The 19,960-nt window shown below is 60.9% G+C and carries 17 protein-coding genes; 3 read left to right on the forward strand and 14 right to left on the reverse strand.

The annotated features are described in order from the left end of the window. Positions 1-143: 143 nt before the first annotated feature. From GLS40_RS17135 to GLS40_RS17175, 9 genes are all read right to left on the reverse strand, one after another. Positions 144-1,031 carry an MBL fold metallo-hydrolase gene (locus GLS40_RS17135; RefSeq protein ID WP_238318824.1) on the reverse strand — a complete coding sequence of 296 codons (888 nt, stop codon included), beginning with the start codon at positions 1,029-1,031 and terminating at the stop codon, positions 144-146. A 132-nt stretch (positions 1,032-1,163) separates the two neighbouring features. Further along, positions 1,164-1,730: a biotin transporter BioY gene (locus GLS40_RS17140; protein WP_043753595.1), complete on the reverse strand. Its 567-nt coding sequence runs from the start codon at positions 1,728-1,730 to the stop codon at positions 1,164-1,166. Positions 1,731-1,778: 48 nt separating this feature from the next. Continuing rightward, on the reverse strand, positions 1,779-2,945 hold the full coding sequence (locus GLS40_RS17145; RefSeq protein ID WP_043753598.1) for an acyl-CoA dehydrogenase family protein: 1,167 nt from the start codon (positions 2,943-2,945) through the stop codon (positions 1,779-1,781). After that, positions 2,942-4,945, reverse strand: coding sequence for an acetyl/propionyl/methylcrotonyl-CoA carboxylase subunit alpha (locus GLS40_RS17150; RefSeq protein ID WP_229737739.1), 2,004 nt, complete (start codon positions 4,943-4,945; stop codon positions 2,942-2,944). Before GLS40_RS17150 ends, GLS40_RS17145 begins: the two co-directional genes overlap by 4 nt. Beyond that, a complete protein-coding gene (locus tag GLS40_RS17155) occupies positions 4,942-5,736 on the reverse strand; it encodes a crotonase/enoyl-CoA hydratase family protein (RefSeq protein ID WP_028288551.1) in 795 nt (264 codons plus the stop codon). The genes GLS40_RS17150 and GLS40_RS17155 overlap by 4 nt, the downstream gene beginning before the upstream one ends. A 9-nt stretch (positions 5,737-5,745) precedes the next feature. Beyond that, entirely contained in the window at positions 5,746-7,344 is a 1,599-nt protein-coding gene (locus tag GLS40_RS17160; protein ID WP_043753606.1) for an acyl-CoA carboxylase subunit beta, read from the reverse strand. Between the two features lie 4 nt (positions 7,345-7,348). Further along, positions 7,349-7,978, reverse strand: a complete 630-nt coding sequence (locus GLS40_RS17165) for a TetR/AcrR family transcriptional regulator (RefSeq protein ID WP_043753609.1) — start codon at positions 7,976-7,978, stop codon at positions 7,349-7,351. Between the two features lie 180 nt (positions 7,979-8,158). After that, the gene (locus GLS40_RS17170) at positions 8,159-8,989 is read right to left on the reverse strand and encodes an SDR family NAD(P)-dependent oxidoreductase (protein ID WP_027264429.1); all 831 of its coding nucleotides are present in this window, start codon (positions 8,987-8,989) and stop codon (positions 8,159-8,161) included. Between the two features lie 24 nt (positions 8,990-9,013). Then, the gene (locus GLS40_RS17175) at positions 9,014-10,198 is read right to left on the reverse strand and encodes a lipid-transfer protein (RefSeq protein ID WP_048534149.1); all 1,185 of its coding nucleotides are present in this window, start codon (positions 10,196-10,198) and stop codon (positions 9,014-9,016) included. A gap of 253 nt (positions 10,199-10,451) precedes the next feature. Between GLS40_RS17175 and GLS40_RS17180 the strand changes: the two genes are divergently transcribed. Further along, positions 10,452-11,063, forward strand: a complete 612-nt coding sequence (locus tag GLS40_RS17180; protein ID WP_043753615.1) for an acyltransferase — start codon at positions 10,452-10,454, stop codon at positions 11,061-11,063. Between the two features lie 111 nt (positions 11,064-11,174). On the opposite strand, the gene GLS40_RS17185 is transcribed toward GLS40_RS17180, so the two are convergent. Genes GLS40_RS17185 through GLS40_RS17205 form a run of 5 tightly spaced genes read right to left on the reverse strand, consistent with a single transcriptional unit; the run spans position 11,175 to position 17,376 of the window. Then, positions 11,175-12,782, reverse strand: coding sequence for an acyl-CoA carboxylase subunit beta (locus GLS40_RS17185; RefSeq protein WP_043753618.1), 1,608 nt, complete (start codon positions 12,780-12,782; stop codon positions 11,175-11,177). A 2-nt stretch (positions 12,783-12,784) separates the two neighbouring features. Then, positions 12,785-13,288, reverse strand: a complete 504-nt coding sequence (locus GLS40_RS17190; protein ID WP_202076289.1) for an acetyl-CoA carboxylase biotin carboxyl carrier protein subunit — start codon at positions 13,286-13,288, stop codon at positions 12,785-12,787. Further along, positions 13,288-14,757: an acetyl-CoA carboxylase biotin carboxylase subunit gene (locus tag GLS40_RS17195; RefSeq protein ID WP_048534150.1), complete on the reverse strand. Its 1,470-nt coding sequence runs from the start codon at positions 14,755-14,757 to the stop codon at positions 13,288-13,290. Before GLS40_RS17195 ends, GLS40_RS17190 begins: the two co-directional genes overlap by 1 nt. A gap of 12 nt (positions 14,758-14,769) precedes the next feature. Then, complete coding sequence (locus GLS40_RS17200) at positions 14,770-16,569, reverse strand: acyclic terpene utilization AtuA family protein (protein WP_043753627.1); 1,800 nt, start codon at positions 16,567-16,569, stop codon at positions 14,770-14,772. Positions 16,570-16,590: 21 nt separating this feature from the next. Beyond that, positions 16,591-17,376: an enoyl-CoA hydratase-related protein gene (locus GLS40_RS17205; RefSeq protein ID WP_043753629.1), complete on the reverse strand. Its 786-nt coding sequence runs from the start codon at positions 17,374-17,376 to the stop codon at positions 16,591-16,593. 134 nt (positions 17,377-17,510) lie between these two features. Here GLS40_RS17205 and GLS40_RS17210 point away from each other — a divergent pair, with 134 nt between their 5' ends. Continuing rightward, positions 17,511-18,725, forward strand: a complete 1,215-nt coding sequence (locus GLS40_RS17210) for an acyl-CoA dehydrogenase family protein (RefSeq protein ID WP_048534215.1) — start codon at positions 17,511-17,513, stop codon at positions 18,723-18,725. Between the two features lie 58 nt (positions 18,726-18,783). Then, entirely contained in the window at positions 18,784-19,938 is a 1,155-nt protein-coding gene (locus GLS40_RS17215; protein WP_268892979.1) for an acyl-CoA dehydrogenase family protein, read from the forward strand. The last annotated feature ends 22 nt before the right edge of the window (positions 19,939-19,960 follow it).

The raw sequence follows: 19,960 nt of genomic DNA on the forward strand, positions 1-19,960 counted from the left end.
GTTCAGCTCGCGCTCGCTCATGATCAACATTCCCACGGACACACTCCAATCCTGCTTGATCAACAGGGAAGTGTGACATTTCTACTTTGCAGATGTGGGACATTTTAACTTTGCGCGTACATTCATGTTGCGCATAATCCTTCTTATGTTAATTTCCATACCCCGCCATCTTGTACCACCCGCGACTCAGACAACAGCTTCTCCAGATGCGCCGCAACGTTTCGTCCTGCGGCCATTGCGATATGTGGGTCGGTTTTCTGGTAGACGGAAGCGGCGATATTCTGGACCGAATCCGGGGTGTTTGAGAGGTGGGCGAGGATCTCCGCCTCGCGACGCATGCGGTTGGAAAGCAACCGTTTGACGTAAGGTTGCGGATCCCGGAGTATAGGTCCGTGCCCCGGAAAGTAGATCCTATCGTCGCGCTCAATCAGCCGCTGTAGCTGCGCGCAGTAGTCGTGCATGTTTCCGTCAGGGGGGCTGACGATCGAACTGTTCCAACTCATAACGTGGTCGCCCGTGAAGAGCACTCCGTCAGGTCTCGCGAAACAAAGGTGGTCGCTCGCGTGACCAGGTGTGTGCAGGACGGTAAGACCGGCAATGACCTGTCCGTCCTCCAGAAACCGGTCAGGTCGAAATGCATCGTCAGGGAATGCCCGTGAGGCATAAACAGGTGCGTCTGTCCGTGCTCGCAGGGCTGGGACGACTCCAAAATGATCAGAATGGTGGTGTGTGAGCAGAATCCCGGATGGTTTGGCCCCCAAATTTTCGATGATTGCCCCGAAATGTGTACTGTCTTCTGCTGGGCCGGGGTCGATTATGAACCGACCATCAGGCGTATCAATGATGTAGCTATTTGTCCCGTGGTAGGTCATCTTTCCGGGATTGTTCGCGACGATCCTCAGAATTCCAGGGGCCAATTCGACTCCCTTCGCGCGGCAAGGCTCCGGCTCTGAGAAAAATATGCTGCTTCTTTTCATTGTGTGCGACCAGGTATTGATTGCGAACAATTTGGTTCGCAAAGTTTTGCGCATTGCTCTCGCATGGCGCCGGAAACCTCAGGCTGGCGTCCGGTGCCTGTCAAATCCGGCATCGGACTATTTCAACTTACATTGGACCAGGCCCGTATGAGACTGAAACAGTCTGATACAGTCTTGGGCTGGCAGTCACACAGCGCGGCGATTATGGTAAGCAGTATACAGAACTACAGCAATTGTCGCCTTCGTCAGATCCCCGAGAAGGAACGGGTAAAGACCGGCGTTCAGCAACTTTTCGCCATAGCCGACAAAGCCACCCAACCAGAGCAGCCCTGCGCAATACATGACTATCGAACCCAAAAAGACCGCGACAGATGCTCTGAACGCAGGCCGAAGTCCTTGCAGTGCTTGAACAATCCACCCGGCGGCGGCCGCCGCAAGTGCGAAGCCTACCAAGTATCCGCCTGTGGGACCCGCAATATACGCCGGTCCGGCCAGAGCCGGAGGCGTGCCTGCGAAGACCGGCAGGCCAAGCAGACCTTCAAAAAGGTATGTCACAACAACAAGACTACTGCGCACCGGCCCCAGGAAAAGGCCCAGACCCAAGACAACCAGGGTTTGTGTAGACATGGGAACCGGGTAGAACGGCACCACGATTTTGGCGGATAGTGTCAGAAGAATTGTGCCGACGAGAATTATCGAGATCTCTTGGGTAAGTTTTGCGAGTGTTTGGCTTTGAGTGGTTTCCAGATTCATCTTTTTCGTCCTTGTTTCTGTAGATTGTTAATTTTTTGGATAGTAAGCTCACATGCGCTTGGCGACTTCTTCCAACATGACTTCGCTCGCCCCGCCGCCGATGGCCTGCACACGGGCATCGCGTGACATGCGTTCCACCGGTGTTTCGCGCATATAACCCATACCGCCGTGAAACTGGACGCAGTCATAAAGCACGCTGTTCACCAGTTCGCCGCAATAGGCTTTGACCATCGAGACCTCTTTCACGCAGTCACCGCCCGCGGCATCCAGACCGGCGGCGTGATAGACCAGCTGACGTCCTGCAGCGATCCGCGTCTGACAGTCGGCCAGCCGTTGGCGCACGGCCTGCTTGTCCCACAGAACGCCGCCAAAGGCCCTGCGCTGCTTGACATAATCCACGGTCATGTCCAGCGCGGTTTGCGCTTCGGCACAGGCCATCGCACCCAGCACAATGCGTTCGTTCTGGAAGTTCTTCATTACCGAATAGAAACCGCGGTTGACCTCGCCCAAGACGTTTTCGGCCGGGATACGGACATCTTCGAAGATCAGTTCGGCAGTGTCCGAGCACAGCCAGCCGGTCTTGTTCAACGCCCGTCCGACCGAAAAGCCCGGCGTGCCTTTTTCGACCGCAAATATGGTGATCCCGCGCGACCCCTTGGCATCCGGATCGGTCTTGGCACCGACAAAGTAGAGATCGCCATGCACGCCGTTGGTGATGAACATCTTGGTGCCGTTCAGCACCCAATCCGACCCGTCCCGCACCGCGCGGGAGCGCATGCCCGCCACGTCCGAGCCCGCGCCCGGTTCGGTCACAGCAACGGCGGTGATCATTTCGCCCGAGACGATCGACGGCATCCAGCGCGCCTTCTGTTCGGGCGTGCCGGCGTTTTCCAGATGCGGCGAGGCCATGTCGGTGTGGACCAGAACCGTGGCCGAGAACCCGCCGAAAGTGGATCGCCCGACCTCTTCGGCCAAAACCACGCTGGACATCACGTCCAGCCCCGCGCCGCCATACTGTTCGTCATAGCGCATCCCCAGCACGCCGAGATCACCCATCCGGCGCAGCACGTCGCGGGGTACCTTGCCCTGCTCCTCCCAAGGCTCGGCCTTGGCGGTCACCTCGGCTTCAATGAACCGGCGCAACTGGTTGCGGATCATCTCGAGGTCTTCGTTGAACGGGCCGGTGACCTGAGTAATGCTGTCTTGTCTGGTCATGTGTTTTCCTCTGGATCGAGTTTGATAAGTGGGGCGTGCCCGGCGACCGTATCGCCGGGTGCACAATAGATTTCAGTCACCACGCCCGCGACCGGCGCGGGCAGGCTTTGCAACAGCTTCATGGCCTCAAGCACCACCAGCGTGTCTCCGGCTTTGACGCGATCGCCGAGTGCGACGCGCACCTCGGCCACGGCGCCGGGCATGGGTGCGGACAACAGGTCAGCGACGCCAGACCCGCCGGTGGCACGTTGCAGATGCTGGTCTTCCAGCGTACGCAGGTCTGTCGCGGTCATTCCAGCAGGGGTTTGCAGGTGCACTCGCCAGTGACTCGGCGCGCGCACGACGTAAGCGATGCGCGAAAACGGAACCCCGTCGATGCGTCCGCTCAGACGGCATCCTGTTAAAGCGGCACTCTCGACCGTGATGGTCTGGCCGTCCGGTTGAATGGCAGTCAACCCCGACCCGGAGCCGTACATGCGGATCGGTTCGTCTTTGGTTGTGTCCCAATAGAAGGCCGCGCCGGACTGTCGCGCAGGGGCTGTGAGTCGCCATGACCCTAGGCTTTCCCAGGGCGACGCGCCCGCCGGCACGAGACGCAGATGCAGCGCCATCGCGGCAAAGGCCATGTCCCGGTGATCAGCGGACGATTCAGTCCAGCCGCCTGGAAACATCTCGGGCAGGTACGAGGTATGGTGACGGAACGCCGCAAAATCCGGGTGTGCCAGTAACGCGCGTTGATAGGCCAGGTTCAGGCCGACGCCGCCGACGGCAAAAGCATCGATCGCGGTGATCGCCCGGCGGATCGCCCCGGTCCGATCCGGCGCGTGGACGATCAGCTTGGCAATCATGGAATCGTAGTGGTGGCCGACGACCGAACCGCACTCTACCCCAGTGTCCAGCCGCACATCCGCAGGCGGCGCCCAAAGGGTGATCTCGCCCGTTTCGGGGTGAAAATTCTCGGCCGGGTTTTCGGCGGCGATGCGGATTTCAATGGCGTGCCCGTCAAACTGCACATCGCCTTGCGTCAGCGCCAGCGGCTCGCCCCGCGCGATGCGCAACTGCCATTCGACCAGATCGATGCCGGTGATCGCCTCGGTCACGGGGTGTTCCACCTGCAACCGGGTATTCATTTCCAGAAAGTAGTATTCACCGCGCCCGGGGTCATAGAGGTATTCCACCGTCCCGGCGGAGCGATAGCCGATCGCCTGCGCCAACCGCACCGCTGCCGCACGCATGCGGTCGCGCACAGCCTCGGGAAGATCGGCGGCGGGGGCTTCTTCGATCAGCTTTTGGTGGTTGCGTTGCAGCGAACAATCGCGGTCGCCCAGATGCAGCACGGTGCCGTGAGTGTCGCCCAGAACCTGCACTTCGACGTGGCGGGCACGGGGCGCATAGCGTTCGAGGAACACCGCCGGATCGCCGAAGGCGCTCTGCGCTTCGGCCCGGGCAGATGCAATCGCTTCGGGTGCGTCGCCCAGATCGGAGACAAGCCGCATCCCGCGTCCGCCGCCGCCGGCGCTGGCCTTGACCAGAAAGGGGGTGCCAAGCGCCTCGGCCTCTTGCAGCAGGCGCGCGTCGGACTGATCCTCGCCGCGATAGCCGGGCAGGACGGGCACGCCTGCGGCTTCGGCGGCAGCCTTGGCCTCGATCTTGGAGCCCATCCGCGCGATAGCGTCGGGTTCCGGCCCGATGAACACAAGGCCCGCCGCCTCGACCGCCGCCGCGAAACCGGCATTCTCAGACAGAAAACCATATCCCGGGTGCACCGCACCCGCGCCCGTCGCCCGCGCGGCCTCAAGGATGGCCTCGACGTTCAAATAACTGTCTGACGGGGCGGCCCCACCGATGCAGACGGCATGATCGGCCTCGGCCACGAAGGGCGCGTCGCGGTCCGCGTCCGAAAACACCGCTACGCTTTCCAGCCCCAGTTTGCGGCACCCGCGCTGGATGCGCCGGGCAATCTCGCCCCGGTTGGCGATCAGAACGCGGGTGAAGCTCATTTCACCCGCCATGACGGAACGCCCTTGTTGATGAAGCTGTTGATGCCTTCGATACCTTCCTCCGTCTCCCACGCATCGGCCAGCCGGTCGGCGGTGTAGATCATGTTGGTCTCCAGATCGTGGGACGCGACATAGGCGATCAGCGCCTTGGTATCGGCCACGGCACCCGGCGCGGCCTGAAGGTGATCATGCACCACCCGGTTCACCGTGGCGTCCAAGTCGCCCGGCGCGACAACTTCGGTCAACAGACCGATCCGCTCGGCGCGGGCGGTGTCGAACAACGCCCCCGACAGCATGGTCTCACGCGAATGCACCTTGCCGATGCGGGCCACCACGTAAGGCGATATATTCGCGGGCAGAAGGCCCAGCTTGACCTCGGTCAGACCGAAGCGCGCGCCTTCGGCGCCGATGGTGTAGTCGCAGACGGAAATCATGCCGACACCGCCACCGTAAGCCGGGCCGTTGATCCTCCCGATCAAGGGTTTGGGCAGCGTGTCAAGACGGCGCAACAGCCGCGCCAGCGTGGCGCTTTGTGCGACCCTTTCACTACGGGTTTTCTCGACATTAGAGGCGAACCAGTTGAAGTCGCCGCCCGCGCAGAAGCTCTTGCCCGCGCCGGTCAGGACCACAATACGCACATCGTCATCTGCAGCCAGCTTTTCGGCGGCATCGTATAGCTCTGCGATCAATTCGCCATTCAGCGCATTGTGTTTGTCGGGGCGGTTGAGCGTCAGCGTGGCGACGCCACGCGCATCGGTTTCGATAAGGATCGTGTTGTAGGTATTGGTCAACTTGAAGCCTCACATTCTGAATACAGGCGTATGGCGACCGGCTTCGGGCACCGATGTCACGATGGCCAGACACAGGCCAAGGATATCGCGGGTTTGCGCGGGTTCGATCAGCCCGTCATCCCAAAGCCGCGAGGTGGCATAATAGGGATCGGACTGTTCACCGTACTGGGCCCGAACCTGCTCCTCGATCAGCTTCATGTCGGCCTCCATCTTGCCCGGGTCGCCCCCTTTCTGGCGGCGCAGTTCCAGCATCACATTTGTGGCGATGTCGGCAGACATGGTGGCCAGTTCCGCCGTGGGCCAGGCAAAGAGAAAATTCGGGGCGAAACCACGTCCGCACATGCCGTAGTTGCCTGCCCCGTATGAGCCGCCCAAGAGGACCGACAGGCGCGGCACCTTGGCAACCGACATGGCATAGACCAGCTTGGCGCTGTCTTTGGCAATGCCGCCGCGCTCGGCTTCGGTGCCGACCATGAAGCCCGAGATGTTGTGGAGGAACAAAAGCGGGATGTTGCGTTGATCGCACATCGACACGAATTGCGCGCCCTTGAGCGAACTGTCGGACACAAGCGCCCCATTATTTGCGAGAATGCCCACTCGATAGCCGTGAATCCGCGCGGTGCCGCAGACCAGCGTCTCACCCCATCCGGGCTTGAATTCGCGGAATTCGCCGGCGTCGATCATGCGCAGCAGAACCTCGCGCATGTCATAGGGCTGTTTGCGATCGGCGCTGATGACGCCAAGCAGTTCCTCTGGGTTGCGCGCCGGCGGCGCGCAGGTTGCATCGGGACCCATCGGGCGCGACAGGCCCAGTTCGGATACGATGTCGCGCATCAGAGCAAGCGCATGATACTCGTCCTCGGCCAGATGGTCAGACACACCGGAGACGCGCGAATGCATCTCGGCCCCCCCCAATGTTTCTCCATCAACCTCTTCGTTGATCGCCACCTTGACGATCGAGGGGCCGCCCAGATGGATGCGTGCGTTGCCGCGTACCATGATGACTTCGTCCGACAGGGCCGGGATATAGGCCCCACCGGCCGTGCAGCCTCCAAAGACCGCCGAGATCTGCGGCAGGCCGCTCGCGGACATGTTGGTTTGACGATAAAAGGAATTGCCGAAATGGCGGGCATCGGGGAAAACCCGGTCCTGCTCTGGCAGATAGGCACCGCCGCAATCCACCAGATAGAGGCAGGGCAGCCGGTTCTCGGCTGCGATTTCCTGGGCGCGGATGTGTTTCTGCACGGTTTCGTGATAGAAGGACCCACCCTTCACTGTCGCATCGTTGGCGATCACAACGCAGGGCAGCCCGTGGACGATCCCGATACCGGTCACGATCCCCGCACCGGGCACCTCGCCCCCGTATTGACCGTAGGCGGCAAGCGACGACAGCTCAAGAAACGCAGTGCCCGGATCCACCAGCAGGTCGATCCGTTCGCGGACCAACAGCTTGCCGCGCTTGCGATGCCGCGCGACCATATCGGGGCGGCCGCCAGCCGTTGCTTCGGCGATCCGCGCACGCAGCGTTTCGACGCGCTCGCTTTGTGCGGCGTGGTTGCGGGTGTAGGTCTCTGATGCGGTCAGCACCGCTGTTTCAAGACGTGCCATGAAGTCAGGTATCCTGTCTTTGGAGTATCCCGTTGAGGAACACATCGGCATAGGTGCGTGACAACGCATCGGCGCTACCGCGGTCCGGGTCGAACCAATCGAGCGTGGCGTTCAATGTACCGATCAGCATCAGGCGCAGGCGACGGATATCGACGTCTTGCTTCAGCGTGCCATCTTTCTTAAGCTGGGACAGAAGACTGTCCCACTCTGCCTCATAGGCCCTGCGCGTGGGCAAGTTGGCATCCCGGACGGATTGCGGCACCTGCCCGAAAATACGCACATTCGCCGATGTATAATCGCTCACATCAATAAGCGCGCGCAGATGCGCCCGGATCGCGGCGCGCAGTACCGTTTCGCCGTCGGCATCGGCCCGCAGGTCGGTGACGGCGTCTCTCATGCTCTCGTGAACGACTCGAATCCCTGCATCAAGAACGGCCGCGACGATCTCGTCCTTGGAACCGAAATGATAATATATGCTACCCGCCTTGATCCCGGCGGCCTCGGCAATTTTTCGGAGCGAAACGGACCCGTAGCGTTGTTCGCGGAAAAGCCGCGCGGCAATGTCCAGCACCCCATCCCGTCCAACCGCGCTGCGCGATGTCTCGTTGACTTTGATTGCCGTGTTTTGTGCCATATACTTTCGTATCGCCCCAACGCCTAACTAACGCCTGTTAGGTTAATAACGCAAATGAGTAAATCGTCGTGATCGTGCCAGACTAGAGTTTGCGGAAAATTCCGCATTGGCGACCGCCAAGAGGCCGCCCAGACATTAATGTGCTTGCCCGGACCCCGTCATCGGGTCCGGGCAAATGCCTTAGATCACGAAACCGCCACCGCAGATGACGTGCTGGCCTGAAATGAAGTTCGATTCCGGCGCACAGAACAGATAGACGGCACCGGCAGCTTCTTCCGGAGTGCCGACCCGGCCCAGCGGGATCATGCGCTCCATCTGGGACAGGAGATCGGGATTCACGCCGACCTTGATCTCTTTTTCCTCGACCTTGATCGTGCTGTCGCCATCCGCGCTGCCTTCGGTCAAGCGGGTGCGAATCGGGCCGAAGGCGACGGCGTTGACGTTGACCTTATAGCGGCCCCATTCCTTGGCCATCGTCCGGGTGACCCCTAGGATACCGGCCTTTGCGGCGGAATAGTTGATCTGGCCAGCATTGCCGCCGGTCCCTGCGATGGACGAGATGTTGACCACCTTGCGGAACACCTCTTGCCCGGCGGCGGCCTCTTCCTTGGCCTTGGCGCTGATCACCGGCTGGGCAGCGCGCAGGATCTTGAAAGGTGCCGTCAGGTGGACGTCGATGATCGCCTGCCACTGTTCGTCGGACATCTTCTGAACGACGCTATCCCAAGTGTAGCCTGCGTTGTTCACGATGATGTCTAACCCGCCAAAGCTGTCCACGCCGGTCTTGATGAACCGTTCGGCAAAACCGTCTTCGGTGACGCTGCCGGCACAGACCACGGCCTCAGCTCCCATTGCGCGCACCGCCTCGGCGGTTTCATTGGCCGGATCCGCATCCAGATCGTTGATCACCAGCCGGGCCCCTTCCGAGGCCAGTTTGAGAGCGATTTCGCGGCCAATGCCCCGGCCCGAGCCCGAGACCAGCGCCACGCGCCCGTCGAGTTTTCCAGTCATATTGATTCCTCCCGAAAGGCGCTATCAGGCTTTTTCATAAAGCGTGGTGACGCAGGCCCCGCCGAGGCCCAGATTGTGCTGAAGCGCCAGACGTGCGCCATCAACCTGGCGCGCATCTGCCTGGCCGCGAAGCTGCTGAACGAGCTCGGTACATTGCGCTAGGCCGGTCGCCCCAAGCGGATGGCCTTTGGACAAAAGACCGCCCGACGGGTTGGTCACGTATTTTCCGCCGTAGGTGTTGTCGCCATCATCAACGAATTTCGCCGCTTCGCCGCGACCGCAAAGGCCAAGCGCCTCATAGGTGATAAGCTCGTTGTGGGCGAAACAGTCGTGCAGTTCGACCACATCCACGTCCTCGGGCCCGATGCCCGCGTCCTCGTAAACCTGATCGGCGGCGCGCTTGGCCATCGAAAAGCCGACCACTTCGCGCATGTCATGGGCTTCGAAAGTTTCCGGGCCGTCCGTCGTCATGGCCTGCGCCGCGATCCGAACCGAACTGTCCAGTCCGTGCTTGTCGGCGAATTTCTTGGAACAAATGATCGCGGCGGCCGCGCCACAGGTTGGCGGACAGGCCATGAGCTTGGTCATGACGCCGGGCCAGACGACCTGGGCGGCCATGACGTCTTCCGCCGTCACCTCCTGCCGGAACAGGGCAACCGGATTCTTCGCAGCATGTCGGCTGGCCTTGGCGCGGATTTTTGCGAAGGTTTCCAGGGGGGTGCCGAACTCGTCCATATGCGCCTTGCCCGCACCGCCGAAGTACCGCAGCGCCAGCGGGATCTCGGCACTGCCAACCAGTTCGTCGGTTTCACTGTCGAATGCCGCAAACGGGCTGACCCGGTCATGGAACATCGCACCGATTGCGCCGGGCTGCATCTGTTCGAACCCAAGTGCCAGAGCACATTCGACCGCGCCGCTTTCAACTGCCTGCCTGGCCAGGAACAGGGCGGACGATCCGGTCGAGCAGTTGTTGTTCACATTCAGAACCGGGATGCCTGTCATTCCGACATGGTACAGGGCGCGCTGACCGCAGGTGCTGTCGCCATAGACATAGCCAACATAGGCCTGTTGGACTTTATCATAATCCAACCCCGCGTCTGCCAGAGCGGACCGGGTCGCAGCGGTCGCCATCACATCGTAGCTTTCGGATTTTCCCGGCTTCTGGAACGGGACCATCCCAACGCCTGCAACATAGGCTTTGTCTGTCATTTCTCTCTCTCCCAAGTTCGGTCAGGCCACCCTAATCGGTCCGCCAGCCTATTTTCTACCATTTGTTAGATTTTAAATCCCAACCTTGGGAAGTGTCAATATCGCCAAGCTGTGACGTAGGGAGCTTGCGCTATTTTCTAACTTGTGTTTGTTTTCGGGCCACACGCCCTGATCGGCGGCACAATTGAGGGATTCTGGTCCCGGCGCAACCGCTGACAAGCGTTTAGCACTCAGCTTACGAAAGGTGGTCGGAATGGCATACTGTTATGAGTTCAAGGGTTTTATACCCGTCGTGCCCGAGGATACATATGTCCACCCCCAGGCCGTTCTGATCGGAAATGTCATCTTGGGTCATGGATGCTACATCGGCCCCGGAGCAAGCTTGCGGGGCGATTTCGGCAGGATCGTGATCGGGGATGGAGCCAATGTTCAGGACAATTGCATCATCCATTCCTTTCCCGGCCGCGACGCCGTGGTGGAAAGCGACGGCCACATCGGCCATGGCGCGATCCTGCACGGTTGCACAGTGGGCCGGAACGCTCTGGTCGGAATGAATTCCGTCATTATGGATGGTGTAGAGCTTGGGGCGGAATCGATTGTCGGCGCGCAGGCGTTTGTGCGTGGCGAAACCGTGATTCCGCCGCGTTCGATGGTGGTGGGATCGCCGGCAAAGGTGATCCGCGAGGTCAGCGAGAAAGAAATCGCGTGGAAAACGCGCGGCACCGCGGAATACCAGCAACTTGCGCGCGACTGTCTGGCCGGATTGACGCCGGTCGAGCCGCTGAAGGCGGTCGAGGCAAACCGGCCCGGCATGGCGGCCTCTGACGTCGTCTCCATTCAGGAGGCGCGGCGGACATCGTCCTGACCTGTCCGGGAACCGGACCGGTCAGGACTACTTCAGATTCCGAAAGCGCCAGATGGAAGCGCCTTGACGCGGAACGGCACTCCCCGACCCGGTGTGCCGTCCCTCAAGCCTTTACAGACGGAAGATCCCGTAGTGCGGATCGTCGATCGGTGCATTGAGCGAGGCAGAAATCGACATGCCAAGCGCGTTGCGTGTGTCCGCCGGATCGAGGATGCCGTCGTCCCACAATTCCGAGGTCGAGGTATAAGCCTCGACATCGCGCTTGTATTTTTCCAGCACCGGTTCGCGGATCGCGGCGATTTCTTCTTCGGTCAGCTCTTTGCCTTCGCGCTGAAGCTGCCGAATCTTGACGTCCGCCATGGTATTTGCGGCCTGATCCGCCCCCATCACGCCGATCTCGGCCTGGGGCCACATGAACAGCGTGCGCGCGTCCCAGGCCCGTCCGCACATCCCGTAGTTGCCGGCCCCGTAAGACGCATTGGCGATCACGGTAAACTTCGGCACGACCGAGCCGCCCTGCGCCATCAGCATCTTGGCGCCATCCTTGGCGATGCCTCGTTCTTCGTATTCGCGGCCCACCATATAGCCGGTGATGTTCTGGAAAAAGACCAGAGGCGTGCGGTTCTGGTTGCACAACTGCATGAAATGCGCTGCCTTGAGCGAACTGTCGTTGAACAGCACCCCGTTGTTGGCAAGGATGCCGACCTTGTAACCCCAGATATGGGCAAAGCCGCAAACCATCGTGGTGCCATAGTCGGGCTGGTATTCGTGAAAGCGCGAGCCATCGACGATCCGCGCCAGGACCTCGCGCATATCAAACTGGGTTTTCCGGTCCTTGGGGATGATCCCATAAAGCTCCTTGGGGTCGTAGTATGGCTCTTCAAAAGCGGCGGTTTCGATGATCGTTTTCGGGGTGCGCATCCATTGGCTGACAATCTCGCGCGCCAGTGAAAAGGCGTGTTGTTCGGTCGCGGCGCGATAGTCGCCGGTGCCCGATACCGAGGTGTGCATGACCGCGCCGCCAAGCTCCTGAACACCGACCTCTTCGCCGGTAGCCGCCTTGACCAGCGGGGGACCGCCAAGGAAAATCGCGCCTGTGCCTTCGATGATGATGTTGTAGTCGCTCAGCGTCGGCACATAGGCACCGCCAGCCGTGCAGTGTCCGCCGACCACGGCAATCTGCGGGATATTGGCCTGGCTCAGCTTGACCTGGTTGCGGAACACCCGCCCGCCCAGATACCGGTCGGGAAACACCCCGTGCTGCAGCGGCAGGAAACCGCCCGCGCTGTCGCAGATATGGATGACCGGCAGACGGTTTTCCAGCGCGACATCCAGAAGACGCACGACCTTTTTCACGGTATGCGGATACCAGGCACCGCCCTTGACGCTGGCATCATTGGCATGAATGGCGACCTCGCGGCCTTGCACGATGCCGATCCCCGTAACCACGCCTGCGCCGGGCACCACCCCGTCATATTCACGACAGGCCGCCAGGGTTGAAAATTCCAAAAACGGAGTGCCGGGGTCCAGCAGCAGTTTCAACCGCTCGCGCACGCCCAGTTTGTTCTGGCGGGCGAGGCGGTCGATATCGCGTTGCGGACGTTCGAAACGCGCCGCGTGCTGGCGAGCGTGGAATTCCTTCAGCCGTTCAGACATGGCGGCGAAATTTGCCTTGTAGTCGGCGGCATTGGTGTCGATCTGACTTTCAATTCTGCGCATGGTCACTCCTCCTCCGGAGCCAATTGGGCCAGGATGTCTTTCAGACCAAAACTGTCGCCTTCGGCGAATGGCATTTCGGCAACGACCCCGTCGCGCGGCGCCGTCAGTGTGGTTTCCAACTTCATGCTTTCGATCACCAGAAGTGGCTGGCCTTCTTCAACCGCATCGCCGGGTTTAACCGCAACTGACACCACGACACCCGGCATGGGCGCCACCAATCGGTCGTCGCTCGCGCCACCGTCGCTTCCGGCCAGGCGTTCGGCGGGATCAACCCGCCCGACTTCATAGGTTCGCCCGTCCGTGTGTACAAAAGTTGCTTCCGGCCCCACGGCCAGTCGCAATTCGCGCACAACACCCTTGGCCCGCAGCTTGTAACCGCCCGGCAGACCCGTCGGGTCCAATTGGCAGGCAACAGCGCCAGTGGGGGTGTTGAGCACGAACCGGCTGCCATCATGACCCAGCCAGCAATCAGTCTCTTCTCCGTCGATCTGAAAAATCCGTTGCATCAGTTTCTCCACCCACCCATCTTGCGGTACATTTCCGGTATCTGCATTACGTCACTCACCAGGCGCTCGTCCGATAGGGCCGCCGCCGCCATCAGCAAGTCAGAGACGTCTTCGCCCGGCGCGGTTAGCGTTTCGGATTGTTCAGCCAGGAAGCCAGTTGAAACGTCACCAGAGGCGAAATCCGGATGTGCAAGGATTGCATCCAGGTAACCGGTGTTGGTCGTTACCCCGAGAATCACATAGCTTTGCACCGCGCTCCGGGCACGGGCGATGGCCTGCGCGCGATCCGGGCCATGCACGATCAGCTTGGACAACATCGGGTCGAAGTCGGTCGTTACCTTGCCGCCATCCAGAATGCCGCTGTCTACGCGGATCCCCTCGCCCTGGGGTTCGTCCAGCAGCAGGATATTGCCGATCGCGGGGCGAAAATCGGCGGTCGCATCCTCGGCACAGATGCGCAGTTCGATCGAGTGTCCGGTTTGGGGAATATCCGCCTGCACGGCGCTCAGCCCGTCGCCCGCCGCGACACGCAGCTGCTCGGCAACCAGATCAAAGCCGGTTACCATCTCGGTCACCGGATGTTCGACCTGAAGGCGGGTGTTCATTTCCAGGAAATAAAAGGCCCCATCCTGTGCATAGATGAATTCGACAGTCCCTGCCCCGCGGTATTTGACGGCGCGGGCAATTCCGACAGCGGTCTCGCAGATCTCATCCCGTTGCTCGGGGGTCAGCGCCGGTGACGGCGTTTCCTCGATAATCTTCTGGAACCGGCGCTGGATCGAACATTCACGTTCCCAGAAATGGACCACGTTGCCCTGTCCGTCGCCCATCACCTGCACCTCGATATGGCGCGGGCGTTCGATATAGCGTTCGACGAAAAGCCGCCCGTCGCCGAAATATCGTTCGCCTTCGCGGCGCGCGGTTTCGATTTCGGTCTCCAGCGTGCTGTCCTCGCGTACGACGCGCATGCCCTTGCCGCCACCGCCGGCCGAGGGCTTGATGAGCAGCGGATAGCCAACGGCGCGGGCGCGTTCGACAAAGCTCGCCGGATCATCATCCTCGATGGCCGAGGGGGCGACGGGAAACCCGCGTTCCTCGACGAAGGCGCGGGCGCGGACCTTGTCCCCCATCAGGTCGATGACCTCGGACGTCGGGCCGACAAAGGTCACTCCGGCTTTTTCCAGCGCCGCGACAAAACCGGCATTCTCTGACAGAAAGCCATAGCCGGGATGAACCGCGTCCGCGCCGATCCCTTTGGCGGCTTCGACGATCTGAGGAATATCGAGATAGGCGGCCACGGGCGTCGGGCCGTCGATCATCACGACCTCATCTGCGATCAGATGCGCCGGCCCCTCTTGCTCGGCGACATGACGCAACACGGCAGTCGCAAGCCCGCGGGCCTTAGCGGTGCGCAACACGCGCGCCGCGATCTCGCCCCGATTGGCGACCAGGAGTTTCGAAATGGTCATGGTGTCGTCCTCTTAGTTCCGGGCCGCGGCATTCAGTCCGTCACGTGCGGCCAGATCGGCTGGCACGGGAATTTCGATATCAAGCAGCATCTGCGCGAACCCTTTGCCCTGCGGGTCTATGCGGACCGAAGCGATGCCCCCCCCGCCCAGCGAGTCATGCAGCAGGAAATTCAGCGAATGGCTTCCGGGCAGGTCGAACCGTTCTACCCTGCCGTCGCAGACATGGGCGAAATAGTCCTTCACCACCTCTTCGCTGAGAGCCGAGCGGATATATGGCAGGTAGTCCGGCTTGCGCGCGAGGATGCCGATATTGGCGATGTCCCCCTTGTCGCCCGAGCGGCCCCAGGCCAGATCGACGAGGCGGACCTTGACAACGTCCGGACCGGGCTCGCGGCTATCTGCGGGCGGTGCGGCAGGCGGATCAAGGTGGACTGGCGTGGCGGCCACGCTCACGGGCACATCCTTGCCGTCGACCTCGACCGCGACGGGGGTCTCGGCCTTGCTCTGAAGGAAGGAAAATAGACGGACCACCGGCTGCACCTTTGGCCGTCCGGCGAAGAACCCGGTCAGACCCTGCGCGGTCGAAATCGCCATCGGTGCGATTTCGCCGGCAAAGATGTTCAGCGCGGCGCGATCGTCATGGACCGCGCCGATCTTGAGCACCACCTCGCGGGTCCGGGCGCGCGCATTTGCGCCATAGGCCGCCTCGGCCCCCAGCACCTCGACGCTGACCTGCCGGAAATCTCCCATGTTGCGGTCGCGGAAAATCCGGCGACAGCGGGTCAGGATCGCCTCGGCCACACGTTCGGCCTTGGCGGGTGCGTCAATCGCGGCCAGTGTCAGGGTAGAGACCGCGCGCCAGCCATCGGCATGGGTCGCCGACACCTTGTAGCTGTCGGTGCGCCCAAGCCCCCGGCCGCCCTTGACCAGCACCCGGTCGGGTCCGACCTGTTCCAGGGTGACCCCGGACCAGTCGCAGATCACGTCGGGCAACAGGTAGGCGCGCGGGTCCCCGATTTCATAGAGCATCTGCTCTCCGACTGACCCGGGCACGACCAGCCCGCCGGTGTCAGGCGTCTTGGTCATGATGAAACTGCCGTCTTCGGACACCTCGACGATGGGCATGCCCATATTGTCCCAACCCGGCACGTCCTGCCAGTCGGTGAAGTTGCCGCCGGTTCCCTGGGGGCCGCATTCGATCAGGTGGCCGGCCAGCGATCCCTGGCTGAGCTTGTCCCAGTCATCGTCGCCCCAACCGTATTCATGCATCAGGGGACCAAGCGCGACCGCGCTGTCGGCGCAGCGTCCGGTGATCACGATGTCGGCCCCGGCATCCAGCGCGGCAGCGATGGGGCGGGCACCCAGATAGGCATTCATGCTCCAGATATCATCTGGAAATGCGACACCCGAGAACATTTCCGTCTGACCGTTTTTGCGAATTTCATCGGCCCTGGGCAACAGGTCATCGCCTAGCACGACTCCGATGGACAGATCGATCCCGGCCTGGGCGGCGGCTTTGGCAAGCGCATCGCTGCAGCCACGCGGGTTCACGCCCCCTGCATTGGCAACGACCTTGATCCCTTTTGCCTTGATATCCGACAACCAGGGTGCCAGCGCCTTGACGAAGTCCGGCGCATAGCCCGACTCGGGCGCTTTGGCGCGGGCCCGCGCCATCAGCGACATTGTCACCTCTGCCAGATAGTCAAACACCAGATAGTCGATCTCGCCCTTTGAGACCAGTTGACCGATCGCTTCCGGCGTATCGCCCCAGAAGCCCGACGCGCATCCGATGCGCAGCTTTCGTTCCGACATATTCCTCTCCTCCCCGTTTGATCAGCGGCCCGTCCATTCGGGTTTGCGCTTCTCAATAAAGGCATCAAAGCCTTCGCGCGCGTCTTCGGTCTGCGCCACACGCGGTAACAGTGTTTCTGCAAACCGCATCTGCTGCGGATAGGTCATGTCCTCCATCGCGTGACAGGCGTATTTTCCCAGCCGGATCGCGCTCGGCGACTGCGCGGCGATCTGGGCAACCAGTTCTGCAACCTTGTCGTCCAGCCCCGCGGCATCGGTCACATAGTTGACCAGATTGAACTGCAGGGCTTCCTCGGCCGTCAGAGGAACGCCGGTGATGAACATCTCCATCAGCCTCCGCCGGGGCAGCACGCGCATCATGGGTGGCACGATCGTCATAGGAAACAGACCCACCTTCACTTCCGGCGTTCCGATGCGGGCATGATCCGCCATCACAGCCAGATCGCAGGCACAGATGATGCCCGCTCCTGCCCCCATCGCGACACCATTGATGCGCGCGATCGTTGGCTTTCGGCACGCCTGTATCGTCTCGAACAACCTTCCGGCAAAATGATCCGGGTCCGCCGGATCCTGAACAAACGGGCCGCCATCCGCCCCCGCCTTGATGTCGCCCCCGGCACAGAAGGCGCGCTCGCCCTCGCCGGTCAGAACGATCACGCGGCAATCGCTGTCCCTCTCGGCAGCACATATGGCGGCCATGATCCCGTCTGCGACCTCACGGTTGAGGGCATTTCGATTGTCAGGACGTCGAATCGTGATACGCACTTCTTTGCCGAGCGCCTGCGATTGAACAACGCTCTCAGTCATTTCCGAAGCTCCCCCCCTGTATTCAGGACACCGCGCTTTCTTACGTCAGGTCGTCAAAAGCTTGGCTTGATCTATTTTCTAACATATGTTTGATTTTGGTCAACACGGCGGACGACATTTTTCGGGAGGATGATATGACCACTCAAAGTGAGGCCATCTCGGCTGATCTGGAAGCCATCAGGGCGAACTATTCTTTGACTGATGAGCAACGCCAGATCGTCGATCACGTGGATCGGGTGTCGCGCGAGGTGCTACACCCACTGCAAGCGCGTATGGATGACGAGGAATGGTGGCCCGATGATCTGTTCAAGCAGATGGGCGAGCTGGGCCTGCTGGGGATTACCGCACCCGAAGAGCATGGCGGATCGGGACAGAACGAGTTCACCCAGGCGCTGGTGTCCGAGGTGATTTCGAAGTGGAATCCGGCTGTGGGCCTCTCACACGGGGCGCATGACAACCTGTGCCTGAATAACCTGCTGCGCAATGGATCCGAAGAGCATGTGAAGAAATACGTGCCGGGCCTTTGCTCGGGCGAGCTGGTTGGTGCTTTGGGCCTGACCGAACCGGGTGCGGGATCCGATGCGCTCGGATCCATGGCCACAACTGCCCGCCGCGACGGTGATGATTATGTCATCAACGGCTCGAAGATTTACATCACCAACGGCCCCATTGCCGATGTGATCCTGCTTTATGCCAAAACCGACAAGTCGAAGGGCGCCAAGGGCATTTCTGCTTTCATCATCGAGACGGACAATCCCGGTTTCAAGGTGGCGCAAAAGCTTGACAAGATGGGCTTTCGCGGCTCGCCAACCGGAGAACTGGTGTTTGAGGATTGCCGCGTACCCGCATCCGCCATGGTTGGACCGGAAAACACCGGCGTTTCGGTGGTAATGAGCGGGTTGGATCTGGAGCGTGCTATGGTTGCCTCAGTCTGCGTTGGCATGGCCGAACGCGCCCTGGAACTAGGGCTGGAATACGCCAAGATTCGCGAACAATTCGGCAAACCGATTGCAAGTTTCCAGATGATGCAGTCGAAACTGGCCGAGATCTACACCGAGGTCGAAACCGCGCGCGCATTCGGTTATCGGGCACTGGCCGCCTGTACGGGCCTACCAAAAGGGGCCGGGGGCCGTGGCGAAATCCACAAACTGACCGCGGCGGCCTGTCTTTACGCAGGCGAGGCATTCAACAAGGCGGTGACCGAAGCCTGTCATATTCATGGTGGCTCTGGCTACATGCAGGACACCGAGATCAACCGGCTGTTCCGCGCCAACAAATTGTTGGAGATCGGCGCGGGAACAAGCGAAGTCCGCAAGATCATCATTGCCGAAGAACTTTTGCGCGCCTGAGGGGGACGAGACAATGAACAAGCAACTGCGCAACGACACCGCTCTGCCAACACATTTCATGACGGACGAACAGCAGGCCCTGGCCGATCAGGCCGGCAAGTTCTTCATGTCCGAATTCCACCATCTGAATGCGGAAATGGACGATACTGATGACCTGCCGTCTTCGGTTTTCCCCAAGCTGGGCGAAATGGGCTACCTGGGACTGAACGTGCCGCCGGAATTCGGTGGCGCTGGTTTGGATTTCACCTCGGCCTGCATCATCACCGAACAGCTGTCGCGGGCCTCTGCCGCGATTGGGCTGACTCATGTGGCGCATGACAATTTGTGCGTCAACAACATCTATCGCAACGCCAATGACGATCTGCGCCGAAAATACCTGCCGGGGCTTTGCAACGGCACGCTGATCGGCGCCCTGGGTCTGACCGAACCCGGCGCGGGATCCGATGCGCTTGGCTCGATGCGGACCACGGCCAAAAAGGATGGCGACGACTACATCCTGAACGGCGCCAAGATCTATATCACCAATGGGCCGATTGCCGATCTGGTGCTGGTCTATGCCAAAACATCGCCCGAAAAAGGGGCCAAGGGCATTTCCGCCTTTATCGTGGAAACCGACACGCCCGGTTTCAAGGTGGCGCAGAAGCTCAACAAGATGGGTTTCCGTGGCTCGCCCACCGGCGAACTGGTGTTCGAGGACTGCCGGGTGCCCGCAAAAAACATGGTCGGCAAACTTGATGGCGGCGTTGCCGTGACGATGTCCGGGCTTGATCTGGAACGGGCCATCGTCTGTTTCAACGCCTTGGGTATTGCTCAGCGGGCATTGGATATTTCCATCGACTACGCCAAGACACGCCAGCAATTCGGCAAACCGATCGCCAGTTTTCAGATGGTTCAGGCGATGCTGGCCGACATGTATACGCAGATCGAGGCCGCGCGCAGCCTGTCCTTGCGCACCGCAGCCATGTGTGAGGGCCTCGAAGAGGGCGCAGGCGGGCGCGGCGAAATCCACAAGCTCACCGCTGCGGCGATCTACAAGGCCGCTGAGGCGACATCCTTCGTGCTGGACAAAGCTGTCCAGATTCACGGCGGCTCAGGCTACATGCGTGATACCGAAGTGAACCGGCTGTACCGAACCGGTCGCGTGCTTGAGGTCGGCGCGGGCACCCAGGAGGTTCGCAAACTCATCATCTCCGGCGAATTGCTGAAGAACTAAGGGGGCGGAACATGAGCGAAGC

The sequence above is a fragment of the Pseudooceanicola pacificus genome (genome assembly GCF_009789075.1).
Classification (GTDB): Bacteria; Pseudomonadota; Alphaproteobacteria; order Rhodobacterales; family Rhodobacteraceae; genus Pseudooceanicola; species Pseudooceanicola pacificus.

What these genes read in the sequence shown, in the direction of transcription:
- GLS40_RS17135 (WP_238318824.1), bottom strand. Translation starts at nt 1,031, where the DNA reads ATGCGCAAAACTTTGCGAACCAAATTGTTCGCAATCAATACCTGGTCG.
- GLS40_RS17140 (WP_043753595.1), bottom strand. Translation starts at nt 1,730, where the DNA reads ATGAATCTGGAAACCACTCAAAGCCAAACACTCGCAAAACTTACCCAA.
- GLS40_RS17145 (WP_043753598.1), bottom strand. Translation starts at nt 2,945, where the DNA reads ATGACCAGACAAGACAGCATTACTCAGGTCACCGGCCCGTTCAACGAA.
- GLS40_RS17150 (WP_229737739.1), bottom strand. Translation starts at nt 4,945, where the DNA reads ATGAGCTTCACCCGCGTTCTGATCGCCAACCGGGGCGAGATTGCCCGG.
- GLS40_RS17160 (WP_043753606.1), bottom strand. Translation starts at nt 7,344, where the DNA reads ATGGCACGTCTTGAAACAGCGGTGCTGACCGCATCAGAGACCTACACC.
- GLS40_RS17165 (WP_043753609.1), bottom strand. Translation starts at nt 7,978, where the DNA reads ATGGCACAAAACACGGCAATCAAAGTCAACGAGACATCGCGCAGCGCG.
- GLS40_RS17170 (WP_027264429.1), bottom strand. Translation starts at nt 8,989, where the DNA reads ATGACTGGAAAACTCGACGGGCGCGTGGCGCTGGTCTCGGGCTCGGGC.
- GLS40_RS17175 (WP_048534149.1), bottom strand. Translation starts at nt 10,198, where the DNA reads ATGACAGACAAAGCCTATGTTGCAGGCGTTGGGATGGTCCCGTTCCAG.
- GLS40_RS17180 (WP_043753615.1), top strand. Translation starts at nt 10,452, where the DNA reads ATGGCATACTGTTATGAGTTCAAGGGTTTTATACCCGTCGTGCCCGAG.
- GLS40_RS17185 (WP_043753618.1), bottom strand. Translation starts at nt 12,782, where the DNA reads ATGCGCAGAATTGAAAGTCAGATCGACACCAATGCCGCCGACTACAAG.
- GLS40_RS17190 (WP_202076289.1), bottom strand. Translation starts at nt 13,288, where the DNA reads ATGCAACGGATTTTTCAGATCGACGGAGAAGAGACTGATTGCTGGCTG.
- GLS40_RS17195 (WP_048534150.1), bottom strand. Translation starts at nt 14,757, where the DNA reads ATGACCATTTCGAAACTCCTGGTCGCCAATCGGGGCGAGATCGCGGCG.
- GLS40_RS17200 (WP_043753627.1), bottom strand. Translation starts at nt 16,569, where the DNA reads ATGTCGGAACGAAAGCTGCGCATCGGATGCGCGTCGGGCTTCTGGGGC.
- GLS40_RS17205 (WP_043753629.1), bottom strand. Translation starts at nt 17,376, where the DNA reads ATGACTGAGAGCGTTGTTCAATCGCAGGCGCTCGGCAAAGAAGTGCGT.
- GLS40_RS17210 (WP_048534215.1), top strand. Translation starts at nt 17,511, where the DNA reads ATGACCACTCAAAGTGAGGCCATCTCGGCTGATCTGGAAGCCATCAGG.
- GLS40_RS17215 (WP_268892979.1), top strand. Translation starts at nt 18,784, where the DNA reads ATGACGGACGAACAGCAGGCCCTGGCCGATCAGGCCGGCAAGTTCTTC.